Source organism: Rhodobacter sp. SY28-1 (assembly GCF_005222785.1).
Lineage (GTDB): Bacteria > Pseudomonadota > Alphaproteobacteria > Rhodobacterales > Rhodobacteraceae > Tabrizicola.
The window spans coordinates 436,358-452,434 of sequence record NZ_STGH01000003.1 but is presented as its reverse complement, the minus strand read 5'-3'; the positions used below and the strand labels follow the sequence as shown (position 1 = coordinate 452,434).

The window sequence follows — 16,077 nt, the reverse complement described above, 5'->3', positions numbered from 1 at the left end:
AGGTGGGCGGACCGGGTGCGCCCAGCCAATCCGGACGTCAGGACCGTGCTACTGGCAAAGCAGGTCGCGGCTCAGTCCGAACAGCATGATCGACAGGACCACTGTCAGACCGACCGTCATCAACACCCGCAGCGCGCGTTCCGACGGTTTCCGCCGTGTCACGGCCTCGTAGGCGTAGAACACCAGATGCCCGCCATCCAGCACCGGGATCGGGAACAGGTTGAGGATTCCGACGCCCAGCGACAGGATCGCCAGCATGCTGACGAAACTGACCGCACCGTTCCGCGCGGCATCGCCCGCCGTCTCGGCCATGCCGATGGCCCCCGACAGGTTGCAGCTGCTGATCGCCCCCTGAATCATGTGCGACAGCCCGGAAAAGGTCGTCGTCGTCATCAGCCACATCGACTGCGCGGCACCCGTGACGGCCTCCCACGGGCCGACGCTGCGGACGGCAGGTTCGAAGAACATCCCCGAGTACAGCCCAAGCAGGTAACGTTCGGTGAACCCGCCATTGCCGTCATCGACCGTCCGGATGCGCGGGGTCAGCGTAAGGTCAAACGTCTCGCCATTCCGCCAGACCGTCAGGGTCACCGGCTGCCCCTTGCTGGCCGCGACGATCTCGGGAAGCTCCGAGAACACCCGGACGTCCTTGCCGCCGGCCTTCAGGATCACATCGCCTTCCTGCAGACCAGCGTCGATGGCGGCTGACCTGATCTGCACCTCGCCAATGATCGGCGCCTGCGGATGCGGACCCGAGACCACGATCTCATCCGTCCCGCGCCGCACTGTATAGGCCAGCTCGGTCTTGCCGACCGCCGCATCCGCGGCAGCGTTGAACGCCTCCCAGTCCGGCGTCGACTGGCCTTCGACCGCAAGGATCACGTCCCCTTCCGCCAGCGCGGCCCCGTCGTAGGGGATCGGCCGGATCTTTCCCACTGTCGGCTCGGCCGTCGGGATTCCAACCGCAAACGCAAGCCCGGCCAGAAGCACGAACGTCAGGATGAAGTTGAACACCGGACCCGCGGCCACCGTCGCCGCGCGCGCCCAGAGCGGGGCACCGGCCATGGTATGCCGCCGCTCCTCCGCCGAAAATCCGGACACGTCACTCGATCGGACCGAGGACGCATCCGCATCCCCAAGAAATTTCACATACCCCCCGAACGGGATCGCCGCGATCTGCCATTTCGTGCCACGCTTATCCGTGCGGCTGAACAGGACCGGCCCGAAGCCCACCGAGAACACCTCGGAATGGATGCCCGACCAGCGACCCACGATGTAGTGGCCGTATTCATGGACGAAGACGATCACCGACAGCGCGATGACGAAGAACACCACCGTCCAGGCCGTACCGCCAAGAGCCGCAACCACCGATTCCATCACCTTGCTCCTGCCACTACGCCCGCGATCTCGCCCGCCCTGACCCTAGCCAGATGGTCCATCGCCTGCACATCCTCAAGGGTCATCTGCCCGATGTCCCTGCTCAATTCCCCGTCAAGCGCCGCCAGCACCCGCTCGACCACCTCGGCCATCTGCATGAAACCGATCCCGCCCGCCAGGAAATGATCCAGCGCCACTTCCTTCGCCGCGTTGAACGCCGCCCCCGATAGCCCGCGCCGCGCCATTACCTCGCGCGCCAGTCGAAGGGCCGGATAGCGCTCCAGGTCCGGCGCGCGGAAGGTCAGCGTCGCGATCTGCGCCAGATCCAGCCGCGCCACCGGCAGATGTGCCCGGTCCGGCCAGTTCAGCGCATAACCGATGGAATGGCGCATGTCGGGCGCCCCCATATGCGCCATCACCGCCCCGTCCCGATAGCCGACCATCGAATGGATCAGGCTTTCGGGGTGGATGATGACCTCGACCTGATCGGGCGCGACGCCAAAGAATTCCCGTGTTTCAATGACTTCCAGCGCTTTGTTGAACATGCTGGCCGAATCGATGGTGATCCGCTGCCCCATCGCCCAGTTCGGATGCGCCAGCGCCTCCTTGACCGTGGCCTTGGCCAGCGCCTCCAGCGGCCAATTCCGCAACGCGCCCCCGCTGGCGGTCAGGATGATCCGCTCGACCGCAGCGATATCTTCGCCGACCAGCGCCTGGAAGATCGCCGAGTGTTCGCTGTCCACCGGCAGGATACGCGCGCCATGCCGGGCCGCCTCGGCCATCAGCAGCGGACCTGCCGTCACCAGGCTTTCCTTGTTGGCCAGGGCCAGCGTCGCGCCATGCCGCAGGGCGCGGAACCCGGGCGCAAGCCCCGCCGCGCCGACGATGCTGCTCATCACCCAGTCCGCAGGCCGATCGGCCGCCTCGGCAATCGCCTCCGGCCCCGCGGCCGCCTCGATCCCCGACCCCGCAAGCCGCTCGCGCAACTCAGGCAATTCCGAAGCTTCAGCGCAGACCGCCACTTCGGCCCGCAGTGCCCGCGCCATCTCGGCCAGCCGTGTAACATTGCGCCCGCCCGTCAGCGCAACGACACGATAGCTGTCCGCCCCGCCCGCCCGCTCCAGCAGATCCACCGTCTGTTCGCCGATCGAGCCCGTGGCCCCGAAGATCGAGATGCTGCGCACCCGGTCAGCCCCCGAACAGCCCGGTGACCGGGACGAACAGACCCAGCCCAAGCAGGAACACCATCGCCCCGATCAAAGCGTCAAAACGGTCCAGTACCCCGCCATGCCCCGGAATCAGGTCCGAGGCATCCTTGACCCCCGCCCGCCGCTTGATCCAGCTTTCCGCGATGTCCCCCATCTGCCCGGCAAAGGCCACCAGGGCCGAGACCGGGACCAGAAGCCAGCTCGCCCCTGTCCAAAGCACCACGGCCAGCCCCATCAGCGCCGCGCCGACCCAGCCGGCCACCGTGCCCGACCAGGTCTTCTTCGGGCTGATCGCCGGCCAGAATTTCGGCCCGCCGACCGTGCGGCCAACGAAATAGCCCAGCACATCCGAAGCGACGACCACCGCCACCAGCCACAGGATCGCCCCGCTGCCCCCGGTCTGGCGCAGATCGACCAGGCCGTAGCCCGCCAGCATGATCGCCAGCGCATAGGCCCCCGCCAGACGCCGGTCGCGGCGCGGTGTCAGGATCAGGGCGGCCGAGGGAATGGCCACGAAGAGCGCCGCGACATCTGTCCTGAGCAGAAGCGCCGCAAGAAGCGCCGCCGCGGCACCCACCGCCAGCGTCACCGGCGACCGCCGCCGCGACGGCGCCGTCATCGTCGCAAGTTCCCAGATCATCACGCCGGTCAAGGCCACGACCAGTGCTGCAAAGGCCGTACCGCCCAGCCAGATTTCCACCGCACCCACCGCCACCATCACGATGGCCGACAGGATGCGCGTCCGCAGGTCCGCCCATTTGCCCGCAGCTGCCGGGCCGGGCTCCATCATCGCAGAACCCCGCCAAACCGGCGCTGCCGATTGGAGTAGCGTTGCACGATGGCAGCCAGTTCCTCGGGCCCGAAATCCGGCCAGAGCGTTTCGGTGAACTCGTATTCGGAATAGGCCGCCTGCCAGGGCAGGAAGTTCGAGGTCCGCGTCTCTCCGCTGGTGCGGATCACCAGATCGGGGTCCGGCAGACCGCCGGTGTCCAGCCGTTCGGAAAACGCCGCTTCGGTCATGTGCTTGGGGTCCAGAAGCCCCGCTGCCGCCATTTCGGCCACCTTCTTCACCGCCCGCACGATCTCGTCCCGGCCGCCGTAATTGATCGCCACGGTCAGGTTCAGCCGGTCCAATCCGGCTGTCCGCGCCTCGATCCCCGCCATCATCCGCTGCAACTTGGGGTCCAGACGGCCGCGGTCGCCGATGAACCGCATCCGCACGCCCGCCTTGGCCAGCCGGTCCGCCTCACGCTCGATATAGCGGGCGAAGATCGCCATCAGGCCCAGGACTTCCTCGGTCGACCGCTTCCAGTTCTCGGTCGAAAAGGCATACAGCGTCAGCCACTTGATCCCAAGGTCAGGGGCCGAGCGCACGATCTCGCGTACCCGTTCGGCGCCCTTGCGGTGACCCACCAGCCGGGCCCAGCCCCGGTTCGTGGCCCAGCGGCCGTTGCCATCCATGATGATCGCCAGATGGTTGACCGGCCGCGCAACGGCCTCCACCTGCAAGTCCTTCGACAATCGCCGCCCCTCCGCCTGCAGGTCAGACCTGCATGATTTCCGCCTGCTTGGCCTCCAGCGCCTTGTCGACTGCGGCAATCGCCTTGTCGGTCAGGTCCTGCACTTCGTCGGACCAGAACTTCTGGTCATCCTCGCTCATGCCCTGGGCCTTCGCTTTCTTGATCTGATCCATCCCATCACGCCGCACGTTGCGAATCGCAACCTTGGCGCTTTCGGCATATTGCGCGGCAACTTTGGTCAATTCACGGCGGCGCTCTTCGTTCAGTTCGGGGATCGGCAGGCGGATCAGCGGGCCGTCGGTCACCGGGTTGATCCCGATGCCACTTTCACGGATCGCCTTCTCCACCTTCGAGATCATGCCCTTGTCCCAGACGTTGATGACGACCATCCGCGGCTCGGGGACGTTGACCGTGCCCAGCTGGTTGATCGGCGTCATCTGGCCATAGGCATCGACCATGATCGGCTCGACGATCGAGGCCGAGGCGCGACCGGTCCGCAGGCTGGCGAATTCCGTCTTCAACGCCGCCATCGCCCCATCCATCCGCCGCTGGATGGCGTCGGTGTCGATTTCCAGGTCTTCATGTGCCATGGCTCAGGTCCTTCACTTCGCTGCGGGTTTCCCGCGATTTTGCGCTCTATAGCAGAGCGTCGGCGGCCCGGTATAGGCCAAAGCTCCTTACCCGTCCGACGGGTGAGTCGCCGTGCAAGGTCAACGCCACGCTCGGCCGACAAGCGCCCGACGGAAACCCGACGCATGCCAGACAGATGCCAGACGCTTCACATCCCGTTAACCGGCCAGATTAACCCAGCGTTCGCAGGGCCTTAGCCCTGAACCCGGGTATAGGTCCCCTGCCCCGCCAGGATTCCCCGGAACCCGCCCGGCTCATCCAGCGAGAAGACGATGATTGGCAGCGCATTGTCCCGCGCCAGGGCGATGGCGGTGGCGTCCATGACGCCCAGATGCTTCTCCAGCACCTCGTCATAGGTCACATGGTCATACCGCTTGGCGTCCGCATGCTTCTTCGGGTCCTTGTCATAGACCCCGTCGACCTTGGTGCCCTTGAAGATCGCCTGACAGGCCATCTCGTTCGCCCGCAGCGTGGCCGCCGTATCGGTGGTGAAATAGGGGTTCCCGGTCCCGGCCGCAAAGATGCAGACCCGCTTCTTTTCCAGGTGCCGCACGGCCCGGCGGCGGATGTAGGGCTCGCAGACCTGATCCATGGGTATCGCGCTGATGACCCGAGTGAATACGCCCAGAGCCTCCAGCGCAGATTGCATGGCCAGCGCGTTCATCACCGTGGCCAGCATCCCCATGTAATCGGCCGTCGTCCGCTCCATCCCCTGCGCACTGCCCTGCAGGCCGCGGAAGATGTTGCCGCCGCCGATCACCATGCAGATCTCGACCCCAAGGTCACGGACCGACTTTACCTCCTCGGCGATGCGGGTGACGGTCGGCGGGTGCAGGCCATAACCCTGGTCGCCCATCAGCGCCTCGCCCGAGATCTTCAGCATCACGCGGTTGTACTTGGTGGCTGTCTCCGGCATGGGACCCCTGCATTTCGTTTTATGTTTGGACTGGGCCGCAAAATGTCGCAAAACCGCGTCGGGTTCAACTGCCGATCGGGGCGGGGTTTCGGGTGAAGATCGACAGCATATCGCGTGAGGCACCCGTCCTGATCGCGGGCCCCACAGCCAGCGGCAAATCTGCCCTGGCGATGGCCCTTGCATCCCGCGATGGCCGCCTGATCGTCAACGCCGATGCCCTGCAGGTCTATGCCAACTGGCGCGTCCTCACAGCCCGGCCCTCGGCCTCGGACGAGACCGCCCTGCCCCACGCGCTTTACGGCCATATTGCCCGGGAAGACGGCTACTCGGTCGGCCACTGGCTGCGCGAGGTCGCGCCTCTTCTGTCGCGGCCCGTGGTGATCGTCGGGGGGACGGGTCTGAACTTCAATGCCCTGACCCGGGGCCTGGCCGAAGTGCCCGCGATCCCGCCGGAGGTTCGGGCCGAAGCCAATTCCCGTCGCGCGACCGAAGGGCACGCAGGCCTGCTGGCCGAACTGGACGCAGCCACGGCGGCCCGGATCGACCGTCTGAACCCCGTCCGCGTCCAGCGCGCCTGGGAGGTCCTGCGCGCCACCGGACGCGGGCTTGCCAGCTGGCAGGACGACACGCCCGCCCCGCTGTTGACGCTGAATCGGGCGGAGGCACTGGTCCTGGTCCCCGATGTAGCCTGGCTGAACGACCGGATCGACCGGCGTTTTCACCAGATGTTAAGCGCCGGCGCGTTGGATGAGGCCCGCGCCAACCTCACGGATTGGGACCCGACCTTGCCGTCGTCCAAAGCAATCGGCGCACCGGAACTGATCGCCCATCTGCGGGATGAAATGCCCCTGACGGACGCCACCGACGCAGCCATTCTTGCCAGCCGCCATTATGCCAAAAGGCAGCGAACCTGGTTCAGATCGAACATGGGGGCGTGGCGCAAGCTTTCCCTTCCCTGACGGATACTTGCGGGGCGAAGCTTACGCGGTTCTGTGCTTTCCCACAGAGTTATGCACAGGAATATGCAACAATGGTGGATAACTTCAGGTCCACCCTTCCGATTTTGCTTGGGCCGGGAACTTGCCACTGCTTAACTACTGGGGTGAGCGCCTCTGCCAAGGGATTTGCCGCCAAATGATAAAGCCTGCCGCCGTTTCATCCTTGCGTCTTGTCGCCATTCCCCGCCTCGCCTCTGGTGGCCGCTGGCGCGTCGAAGCCATGCGTTCCCTGTCCGAACCCTGCCTCTTGTGGTTCACCAAAGGACAGGGCCGGATCACGATCTCGGGGGTGACGCGCGGCTACACGGCACATAATGCGGTTTTCATCCCCGCGGGCGTCATGCACGGCTTCGAAGCCGGCCCTCAGGTTTTTGGCACCGCGGTCTTCTTCGGACGCGATCCGAAGGTCGTTTTGCCGAAAACTCCGCAGCATCTGCGCATCCGCGAGGTCCATGCCCAGCAGGAGGTCAACGTCCTGCTTGATTCGATCCTGCGCGAGATTGAAAGCGACACCCCTGCCCACGAACGCGCAACCGAGGCCTATGTCGGCCTCCTCGGCGTCTGGCTGGAACGGCAGGTCCGCAAGGCCGATCCGTTCGAAGGTCCGCGCCACGACGCGACGCGCCGTCTGGTCGCACGCTACACCGCGCTCTTGGAGCGGAACTTCCGGACCGGGATGAACGTGGCGGATTTCGCCGCCGCGCTGGGCGTGACTCCCACCCATCTGACCCGTTGCTGCAACGCCGCCTGCGGTCGCCCGGCCTCGGCCCTTCTGCAGGACCGCCGCATCTTCGAGGCGCGGAAACTTCTGTCGGAAACCCGCATTCCCGTGGGCAGGATCGCCGAGCAGTTGGGCTTCAACTCACCCGCCTACTTCACCCGAGCCTTCCAGCACGTCACCGGCAAGTCACCAACCGCCTTCCGCCGCGCGGGCTGAGCGCCGTCCGGCGTCAGCATGCCCCGGATTCGACCAGAAGATGTCGCTAACGCGATATCGATTGTCGAAAGCAGCCGTTGACGGATTGTCGAAAAAGATGCGCAATGACCTTAGGGGAGTGCAGATTGCCGTGACGGTCCAACCGCTTTGAAAAAGGCTGCTGGACCGCGACGGCAGAACAGTATGCGCTGCCGCAATCAAAGAAAAAAACTCGCAGGGAGACAAAGATGAAAGACCTGAATATCGGATCTGAGCTGCATCCTGCGGCACAGATGTATGCCAGTGAATACGCCGACGGCAAGCTTAGCCGCCGCGAGTTCCTGACCCGCACCACCGCGCTGGGCGTGTCGGCGGTTGCAGCCTATGGCCTGATCGGCCTGTCCGCCCCGGCCCAGGCCCAGGAGGCCAAGGTCGGCGGCTCGATCCGTGTCGCGATGGAAGTGAAGGGCACCAAGGACCCGCGCCTGGCCGACTGGCCGCAGATCGCCAACATCTACCGCGGCTGGCTGGAATACCTGATCCAGTACAACAACGACGGCACCTTCGAAGGCCGGCTCCTGGAAAGCTGGGAAGCCAATGAGGATGCGACCCAGTACACGCTGAAAGTCCGCCAGGGTGTCACCTGGAACAACGGCGAACCCTTCACCGCCGACGACGTGGTGCGCAACTTCGCCCGCTGGACCGACGGCAACGTCGAGGGCAACGCGATGGCCTCGCGCTTCCCGGGTCTTGTCGACGAAGCCACCAAGACGCTTCGCGAGGGCGCCGTCGTCAAGGTTGACGACTCGACGGTGCAGCTGAACCTGACGGCGTCGGACATCGCCGTCGTGGCAAACCTGTCGGACTACCCGGCCGCCGTCGTCCACGCGTCCTTCCAGGATGGCCAGGACCCGGCCAGCAACCCGATTGGCACCGGCCCCTACATCCCGCAGGAAGTCTCGGTCGGCCAGCGCGCGATCCTCGTTCGCGCTCCGAACCACACCTGGTGGGGCGGCACCGCGCCGTTGGACGAGATCACCTATGTCGACTTCGGCACCGACCCGGCCGCGATGGTCGCGCTCTTCTCCTCGGACGAGGTGGACGCGAACTATGAATCGGTCGGCGAATTCATCGACATCCTCGACGGCATGGGCCTGGTCAAGGAAGAGCTGACCACCGCCTCGACCATCGTGGTGCGGATGAACTCCTCCTCGGACCTTTACAAGGACAAGGCCGTCCGTTCGGCAATCCAGCTGGCGGTGGATCCGAACGTGGTGCTGGAACTGGGGTACAACAACCTCGGCAAGACCGGCGAGAACCACCACATGTTCCCGATCCATCCGGAGTATCCCGAACTGCCGGCGCAGACCATCAATCCGCCAGGACTGATGCCGGCGCTGGAAGCGGCCGGTCTGAAGGATGCCGAATTCGAGGTGATCTCGCTCGACGACGGCTGGGAAGCGGCGACCACGGCCGCGGTTCAGGCCCAGCTCAAGGACGCTGGCATGAACATCAAGCATACGGTCATGCCGGGTTCGACCTTCTGGAACGACTGGCAGAAGTACCCCTTCTCCTCGACGACCTGGAACCACCGCCCGCTCGCAGTGCAGAACATGAGTCTTGCCTACACTTCGACCGGCTCGTGGAACGAGACTGCGATGGCCAACCCCGAGTTCGACGCACTGATGGCTCAGGCTCTGTCGATTGCCGACGCTGACAAGCGCCGGGAACTGGCTGCGAAGATGGGGACGATCCTTCAGGAAGAAGGCTACATCATCAACCCGTTCTCGCGGTCCCTGTTCAGCCACCACAAGGAAGGCTACGCCGGCCTGGCCCACCACCCGGCCTTTGAGCACCACCACTACAAGTGGTCGACGGTCTGATTGACTAGACCTGCCGAAAACGAAGAAGGGGCGCGCCCGGCGCGCCCCTTCCTGGGGGCTTCTTCCTAAAATCAAGGGGACCGGCATGGGACTGTTCGTGCTGCGACGGCTGGGAGTGATGCTCCTGACGGCCATCGCCCTGACCTTTGTGGTCTTCTTCCTGACCAACCTGCAGCCCAACCTGGAAAAGCTCGCGCGGACCGAAGGTTCGGTGCGCATGACCGAAGAGGCCGTGCAGGACTGGATCGCCCAGAACGGTCACTCCGGGTCGGTCCTTCTGCGCTACGGCCAGTGGCTCGGCGTGGTGCCGGGCTGGACTTACACCGACGAGAAGGGCCAGATGCGCGGCCGCTGCTTCGAGATCGGCGAGGACCCCGCCGCCGCCCCGCGCTACTGCGGACTTCTGCAGGGTGATTGGGGCTTTTCGACCTTCTTCAAGACGCCCGTCATGGATTCGCTTGGCGACAAGCTGGCGGCGACCGGCTGGCTGATGCTGGCCGTGATGCTGGTCATGGTGCCCTCGTCGCTGATCCTGGGTGTCCTGTCGGGAATGCGCGAAGGCTCGGCGACCGACCGGACGTTGTCGACCTTCTCCATCGCCTCGACCGCGACGCCGGAATATGTGTCGGGGGTCGTGCTCGTGGCGCTTTTCGCCACGGCAGCCACCGGCATCTCGCCGATCCTCGCCGAATACGGGTTGATCGAACCGAAGAAGACCCTGTTCCTCGCCTCGGCCACGTCGGCGATGGACGACATCACCTTCTGGAACTTTGCGCTGCCGGTGATGACCATCGCGCTTTACGGCATCGGCTATATCGCCCGGATGACCCGGGCCTCGATGACCGAGGTGATGACGCAGCAGTATATCCGCACCGCCCGGCTGAAAGGCGTCCCCTTCCGCACGGTGGTCATGCGACATGCGCTGCGAAACGCGCTGATCGCGCCCTTCACGGTCATCATGCTGCAGTTTCCCTGGCTTTTGAACGGGGTGGTCATCGTCGAAAGCCTGTTCAACTACAAGGGCTTCGGCTGGACGCTGGTGCAGGCCGCCTCGAACAACGACATCCCGCTGCTTCTGGCCTGTTCGGTCGTGGCCGTGGTCGTCGTCCTTCTGACGCAGCTGATCTCTGACATCGGCTATGTCTTCCTGAACCCCCGCATCCGGCTGGCCTGAGGAGGGAACGACCATGGATACCCTCACCTGGACAGGATCGGCGGGCGCGGTTCTACTGCCGGTGTTCCAGATCGCTCTGCTCGCGCTGGCGCTGTCTCTTCTGGCCAAGCTTCTGTTTGTCCTTGCAGGCCTTGACGGGCCGCAGCTGCCCGGTCCCGACGGTGCCGCGGCCGTCCGCTCCCCCGGTTTCTTCGCAAGCCTCGGCATCCGCTACAGCTTTCTTGCCGCACTGGCCGCAATCTTCTGCACGCTTGCGGCAGGGGCGGTCATGCCATCACCGCTCGAGGCCGGAATCCTCGGCTCCATGGCGGTTCGGTTCTGGCCGGTCTGGCTTGCACTGGTTGCCGTCTTCGTCCTGTCGATACGGTTCCGGCGGAAACTGGGCCTGTATGGCAAGCTCTTTGATTCGACAGTCGGGATGATCGGCTTTGCCATCGTCATGTTCTGGGTGTTCACCGCAATCTTCGCCGACACGATCATCACCCAGGACCCGTTTGCCCAGCTTTCCGGCCTGAAGAACAAGCCCCCCGGAGTCGCCGCGCCCGACAGCGCCTATGGCTGGTACCTTCTGGGCGGCGACCACCTGGCCCGCGACGTTTTCAGCCGCATGGTGATGGGCGCACGCGAGGTTCTGAAGATCGCCCCCGCCGCCACCCTGTTCGCCTTCATGGTCGGCATCACCCTCGGCCTGCCCGCTGGCTATTTCGGCGGAAAGCTCGACACCTTCATCTCGTTCCTGGCGAACCTCGTCCTCGCTTTCCCGGTGATCCTCTTGTTCTACCTTCTGGTCACCCCGGAAATCCGCGACACCGGCATCCCCATCGTGCTGGCCGCACTGCTGTTCCTGTTCCCGATCATCTTCCTCTGCACGCTCTGGAACAGCCGCTACTACACCAACCCGCCGCGCCGAAACCTCTATGTCGGTATCACCCTGGTCATCGGCCTATGGGCCTATTCCGGCCTCGCCTTCAACATGGACCCGCTCGGTGTCTGGTCGATGGAGCCGAACATGCTGAACGTCTTCGTCTCGGTCGTGTTCGTGAACTCGCCCGGCGTGTTCCGGATCGTGCGGGGCCTGGTGATGGACATCAAGGCGCGGGACTATGTGGCGGCGGGCCAGACCCGGGGCGAGGGTCCCTGGTACATCATGCTGTGGGAAATCCTGCCCAACGCCCGCGGACCCCTGATCGTCGATTTCTGCCTGCGGATCGGCTACACCACGATCCTTCTCGGCACCCTTGGCTTCTTTGGCCTCGGCGTCTCGCCCGACAGCCCGGACTGGGGCTCGACCATCGACGACGGGCGCAAGCTGCTGAACCTGTTCCCGCACCCAGCCCTGGCCCCTGCCCTTGCGCTGATGAGCCTCGTCCTCGGCCTGAACCTGTTGGCCGACGGGTTGCGCGAAGAAAGCCTGAAGGATTGATGCCATGACAGCCCCCGCCCCCGATACCCCTTGGGACCCGTCGCAGCCGATCCTGGAAATCGAGCACCTGTCGATTTCCTTCTTCACCCGCCTGCGTGAAATCCCCGCGGTGATGGACTTCTCCTGCACCGTCATGGCCGGCGAGGCGATGGGCCTGGTCGGCGAATCCGGCTGCGGCAAATCCACCGTCGCGTTGGCCGTCATGCGGGAACTTGGAAAGACCGGCCGCATCGTCGCCGGGTCGATGAAGTTCAAGGGCCGCGACCTGGCGAAAATGAGCGATGAGGAACTGCGCCACATCCGCGGGTCCGAAATCGCGATGATCTACCAGGAGCCGATGGCGTCCCTGAACCCGGCTATGAAGGTCGGGGCGCAGTTGGCCGAAGTGCCGATGCTCCACTCCGGGATGTCCAAGGCCGAGGCCTGGAAGCTGGCCCGGCAGATCGTCGCCGACGTGCGGCTCCCCGACCCTGACCGGATCATCAACGCGTACCCGCACCAGCTGTCTGGCGGCCAGCAGCAACGTATCGTCATCGCCATGGCGCTGATGGCCAAGCCCGCGCTGTTGATCCTCGACGAACCCACGACTGCGCTGGACGTCACGGTCGAGGCCGGGATCGTCGATCTGGTCAAGGAACTGGGCGAGAAATACGGCACCTCGATGCTCTTCATCAGCCACAACCTTGGCCTGGTGATGGATGTCTGTGACAGGATCTGCGTGATGTATTCCGGTGAGGCGGTTGAAACCGGCAGTGTCACCGAAGTCTTCGACAAGATGCGCCACCCCTATACCCAGGCGCTGTTCCGTTCGATCCCGCTGCCTGGCGCCGACAAGAACGCCCGGCCCCTGATCTCGATCCCCGGCAACTTTCCCCTGCCCCACGAACGTCCCAAGGGCTGCAACTTCGGGCCGCGCTGCGACTATTTCGAAAAGGGCCGCTGCGACGAGATGGACATCCCGATGTCGCATATCCCGGGCGATGACCGCCACGACAGCCGTTGCCTCCGCTGGCAGGAAATCGACTGGTCCGCGCCCCCCACCAAGCGCGAGGTCAAGGAAAAGGCCGAAATCGGCCGCGTGGTTCTGAAGATGGAAGACCTGCGCAAGTATTACTCCGTCTCGGGTGGCGCCTTCGGAGGCGGCGCGAAGAAGGTGGTCAAGGCCAACGAAACCCTGTCCTTCGAGGCGCGCGAAGGCGAGACCCTGGCCATCGTCGGCGAGTCTGGCTGCGGCAAGTCGACCTTCGCCAAGGTGTTGATGGGGCTGGAAACGGCGACATCGGGCTCGATCATGCTCTTTGACGAAAACGTCCAGTCCACGCCAATTCAGAAACGGAACACCGACACCGTCTCCCAGGTGCAGATGGTGTTCCAGAACCCCTTCGACACCCTGAACCCCTCGATGACCGTGGGCCGCCAGATCATCCGGGCGCTGGAGATCTTCAACTTCGGCAAGTCCGACGCCGAACGGCACCAGCGGATGCTGGAGCTGCTCGACCTGGTGAAACTCCCCCGCGCCTTCGCCGAACGGATGCCGCGCCAGTTGTCCGGCGGTCAGAAGCAGCGCGTGGGCATCGCGCGGGCCTTTGCCGGCGGGGCCAAGGTCGTGGTGGCCGACGAGCCGGTCAGCGCGCTGGACGTTTCTGTCCAGGCCGCCGTGACCGACCTGTTGATGGACATCCAGCGCGAGAACAAGACAACGCTGCTTTTCATCAGCCACGACCTGTCGATCGTCCGCTACCTGTCGGACCGGGTCATGGTGATGTATCTCGGCCATGTGGTGGAAATGGGCACGACCGATCAGGTCTTCTCACCCCCCTACCACCCCTACACCGAGGCGCTGCTGTCGGCCGTCCCGATTGCCGACACCAGGGTGGAACGCAAGCGGATCGTGCTGGAAGGCGACATCCCTTCGGCCATGAACCCGCCGCCCGGTTGCCCGTTCCAGACCCGCTGCCGCTGGAAATCCCAGGTTCCGGGGGGACTGTGCGACCGTGAGGTGCCGCCAGTGCAGGTGCTGGAGGGCGGTCACCAGATCAAGTGCCACCTCTCGCGCGAGGTGCTGGCGACGATGGAGCCGGTGATCAAGATCGCGGCGGAGTGACGAGACGGCGTAGGGTGGGCAGACTGCCCACCGCCCTAACCTAGGATCGCCTTCACATAGCCCTTGGTCTCTTCGAAGGGCGGAATGCCGTTGTGCTCTTCGACAGCCCCCGGACCGGCGTTGTAGGCGGCTAGCGCCAGCTCCCAGGTGCCGAACTTGTCGAACATCATTCGCAGGTAGCGCGCGCCACCCTCAAGGTTCTCTTCGGCATCGTTGATGTCGACGCCCAGATGCTGGGCCGTCTCGGGCATCAGCTGCGCCAGCCCCGTCGCCCCTTTGGTCGACACCGCAACCGGGTTCCAGCCGCTTTCCTGCTGCACCAGCCGGAGGAACAAGTCTTCCGGCACGCCATGCTTGCGCGCTGCGGACTTGGCGACTTCCAGATACTCGCCCTTGTAGCTGCCGCGGTACGCAGGAATGCCCTTGGCGTCGGCGATCTCTTCGCCCTTCTTGTACTTGGGCGTCAGCTTGACCGATCCGCTGTATTGCTTCGACAGTTTCTTGTCGATCAGCTCGGACTGCGACTTGAACAGCGCGCTGCGGGACTTGGTCGAGCCGGACAGGTTCAGCCCTTCGGCAAGGCCAGCGCTTGCCAAACCAGAGGCCATGATGGCCGCCAGAGCTGTCCGGCAGACAATCTTCTGCATCCCGAAATCCATACCCACACCGCTCGCGCAGTCTTGACGCGACCGGCTGGACTATAGCCAGTTCGTCCCGATTTTCCAGTCGCGATTTCGCAGGCATTCCGGACCCTGCCGCCCCAGTCCAATGGCTTGGTTGCAGCCGCCCGGAACCCCGGTATAGGTTTGTTAACCATCCGCGGCGAAGCTGCCCGGAGACCAGCAAGGGAGATTCGCATGGCGGGGTCGGTCAACAAGGTTATTCTCATCGGCAACCTCGGCCGCGACCCCGAGGTGCGCAGTTTCCAGAACGGCGGCAAGGTGGTGAACTTGCGCATCGCCACCTCGGAAACCTGGCGCGACAAGCAATCGGGCGAACGGAAAGAGCGGACCGAATGGCATTCGGTCGCGATTTTCAACGAAGCACTGGCCAAGATTGCCGAGCAGTACCTGAAGAAGGGCAGCACTGTCTACATCGAGGGCTCGCTTGAAACCCGGAAGTGGCAGGACCAGTCCGGCCAGGACAAGTACACCACGGAAATTGTCCTGCGTCCCTACAACGGCAACCTCACGCTGCTTGGCGGCCGTGGTGATGGCGGCTCGGGCGGTGGCGGTGGCGCCTATGATGATCGTGGCGGCTATGATGAGGGTGGCCAGGGCGGCGGCTACGGCGGCTCCTCAGGCGGCAGCCGTGGCGGCTTTGGCGGCGGCTCGGGTGGCGGCGCGGGCGGTGGCGGCGGCCGGTCCGATCTCGACGACGAAATCCCGTTCTGATCCGACCCGGCATCGATGTCCGGCGCCACTGGACCTTGACCCGACCATTCCCTATATAATCGGTCAACATACCTAACGCGTCGGGACGACCACATGCAGGACCAGACCTCCGTCCAGACGGCGGGCCCGACCGAGGGCCAGCCGCTGATCAAGCCCTCTTCGACCGATCATCCGCTCTACCCCGAGATCGTCGAGGCCTGCCGCACGGTGTTCGACCCGGAAATCCCGGTCAACATCTTCGATCTGGGCCTCGTCTACACGATCGAGATCGGCCCCGAGAACGAGGTCGAGATCACCATGACCCTGACCGCACCTGGCTGCCCCGTCGCCGGAGAGATGCCAGGCTGGGTTGCCAATGCGGTCGAACCCCTGCCGGGGGTGAAACACGTCGACGTCAACATGACCTTCGACCCGCCCTGGGGCATGGACATGATGTCCGATGAAGCCCGGCTCGAACTGGGGTTCATGTAGAGTAAAGCCTTCAAGCTGAAATTGCATCTATTTAAGCCTTAAAGCTGAATTTCTTTGAAGTTC

At 64.5% G+C, this 16,077-nt stretch carries 15 protein-coding genes; 8 read left to right on the top strand and 7 right to left on the bottom strand.

From position 1 onward, the window contains the following. Window positions 1-48: 48 nt before the first annotated feature. The 6 genes from rseP to pyrH all read right to left on the bottom strand — a co-directional run bounded on the left by rseP (window position 49) and on the right by pyrH (window position 5,651). Window positions 49-1,377 carry an RIP metalloprotease RseP gene (rseP, locus tag E8M84_RS16345; protein ID WP_137112273.1) on the bottom strand — a complete coding sequence of 443 codons (1,329 nt, stop codon included), beginning with the start codon at window positions 1,375-1,377 and terminating at the stop codon, window positions 49-51. After that, complete coding sequence (dxr, locus tag E8M84_RS16340) at window positions 1,377-2,561, bottom strand: 1-deoxy-D-xylulose-5-phosphate reductoisomerase (RefSeq protein ID WP_137112272.1); 1,185 nt, start codon at window positions 2,559-2,561, stop codon at window positions 1,377-1,379. Before dxr ends, rseP begins: the two co-directional genes overlap by 1 nt. A gap of 4 nt (window positions 2,562-2,565) precedes the next feature. Further along, window positions 2,566-3,372 carry a phosphatidate cytidylyltransferase gene (locus E8M84_RS16335; RefSeq protein WP_137112787.1) on the bottom strand — a complete coding sequence of 269 codons (807 nt, stop codon included), beginning with the start codon at window positions 3,370-3,372 and terminating at the stop codon, window positions 2,566-2,568. After that, window positions 3,372-4,046, bottom strand: coding sequence for a polyprenyl diphosphate synthase (uppS, locus tag E8M84_RS16330; protein ID WP_137112786.1), 675 nt, complete (start codon window positions 4,044-4,046; stop codon window positions 3,372-3,374). Before uppS ends, E8M84_RS16335 begins: the two co-directional genes overlap by 1 nt. An 82-nt stretch (window positions 4,047-4,128) precedes the next feature. Next, on the bottom strand, window positions 4,129-4,695 hold the full coding sequence (frr, locus tag E8M84_RS16325; protein WP_137112271.1) for a ribosome recycling factor: 567 nt from the start codon (window positions 4,693-4,695) through the stop codon (window positions 4,129-4,131). A 233-nt stretch (window positions 4,696-4,928) separates the two neighbouring features. Further along, a complete protein-coding gene (gene pyrH, locus E8M84_RS16320; protein WP_137112270.1) occupies window positions 4,929-5,651 on the bottom strand; it encodes a UMP kinase in 723 nt (240 codons plus the stop codon). 92 nt (window positions 5,652-5,743) lie between these two features. Between pyrH and miaA the strand changes: the two genes are divergently transcribed. The 6 genes from miaA (at window position 5,744) to E8M84_RS16290 (ending at window position 14,149) form a co-directional block, all read left to right on the top strand. Next, a complete protein-coding gene (miaA, locus tag E8M84_RS16315) occupies window positions 5,744-6,610 on the top strand; it encodes a tRNA (adenosine(37)-N6)-dimethylallyltransferase MiaA (protein WP_240790428.1) in 867 nt (288 codons plus the stop codon). Window positions 6,611-6,812: 202 nt separating this feature from the next. Further along, on the top strand, window positions 6,813-7,586 hold the full coding sequence (locus E8M84_RS16310) for an AraC family transcriptional regulator (RefSeq protein ID WP_240790427.1): 774 nt from the start codon (window positions 6,813-6,815) through the stop codon (window positions 7,584-7,586). Between the two features lie 227 nt (window positions 7,587-7,813). After that, window positions 7,814-9,448 (top strand): ABC transporter substrate-binding protein, encoded by a 1,635-nt coding sequence (locus E8M84_RS16305; RefSeq protein WP_240790426.1) that lies wholly within the window; start codon window positions 7,814-7,816, stop codon window positions 9,446-9,448. Window positions 9,449-9,533: 85 nt separating this feature from the next. Next, window positions 9,534-10,622, top strand: a complete 1,089-nt coding sequence (locus E8M84_RS16300) for an ABC transporter permease (protein ID WP_137112267.1) — start codon at window positions 9,534-9,536, stop codon at window positions 10,620-10,622. Window positions 10,623-10,635: 13 nt separating this feature from the next. After that, window positions 10,636-12,045 carry an ABC transporter permease gene (locus E8M84_RS16295; RefSeq protein ID WP_137112266.1) on the top strand — a complete coding sequence of 470 codons (1,410 nt, stop codon included), beginning with the start codon at window positions 10,636-10,638 and terminating at the stop codon, window positions 12,043-12,045. Between the two features lie 4 nt (window positions 12,046-12,049). Continuing rightward, window positions 12,050-14,149 (top strand): ABC transporter ATP-binding protein, encoded by a 2,100-nt coding sequence (locus E8M84_RS16290; RefSeq protein ID WP_137112265.1) that lies wholly within the window; start codon window positions 12,050-12,052, stop codon window positions 14,147-14,149. Between the two features lie 35 nt (window positions 14,150-14,184). Here the strand turns inward: E8M84_RS16290 and E8M84_RS16285 are convergent, their stop codons facing one another. Next, entirely contained in the window at window positions 14,185-14,796 is a 612-nt protein-coding gene (locus E8M84_RS16285; RefSeq protein WP_137112264.1) for a lytic transglycosylase domain-containing protein, read from the bottom strand. A gap of 210 nt (window positions 14,797-15,006) precedes the next feature. Here E8M84_RS16285 and ssb point away from each other — a divergent pair, with 210 nt between their 5' ends. After that, window positions 15,007-15,543, top strand: coding sequence for a single-stranded DNA-binding protein (gene ssb / locus E8M84_RS16280; protein WP_137112263.1), 537 nt, complete (start codon window positions 15,007-15,009; stop codon window positions 15,541-15,543). A 93-nt stretch (window positions 15,544-15,636) separates the two neighbouring features. Further along, window positions 15,637-16,014 (top strand): SUF system Fe-S cluster assembly protein, encoded by a 378-nt coding sequence (locus E8M84_RS16275; protein WP_137112262.1) that lies wholly within the window; start codon window positions 15,637-15,639, stop codon window positions 16,012-16,014. Window positions 16,015-16,077 lie beyond the last annotated feature (63 nt).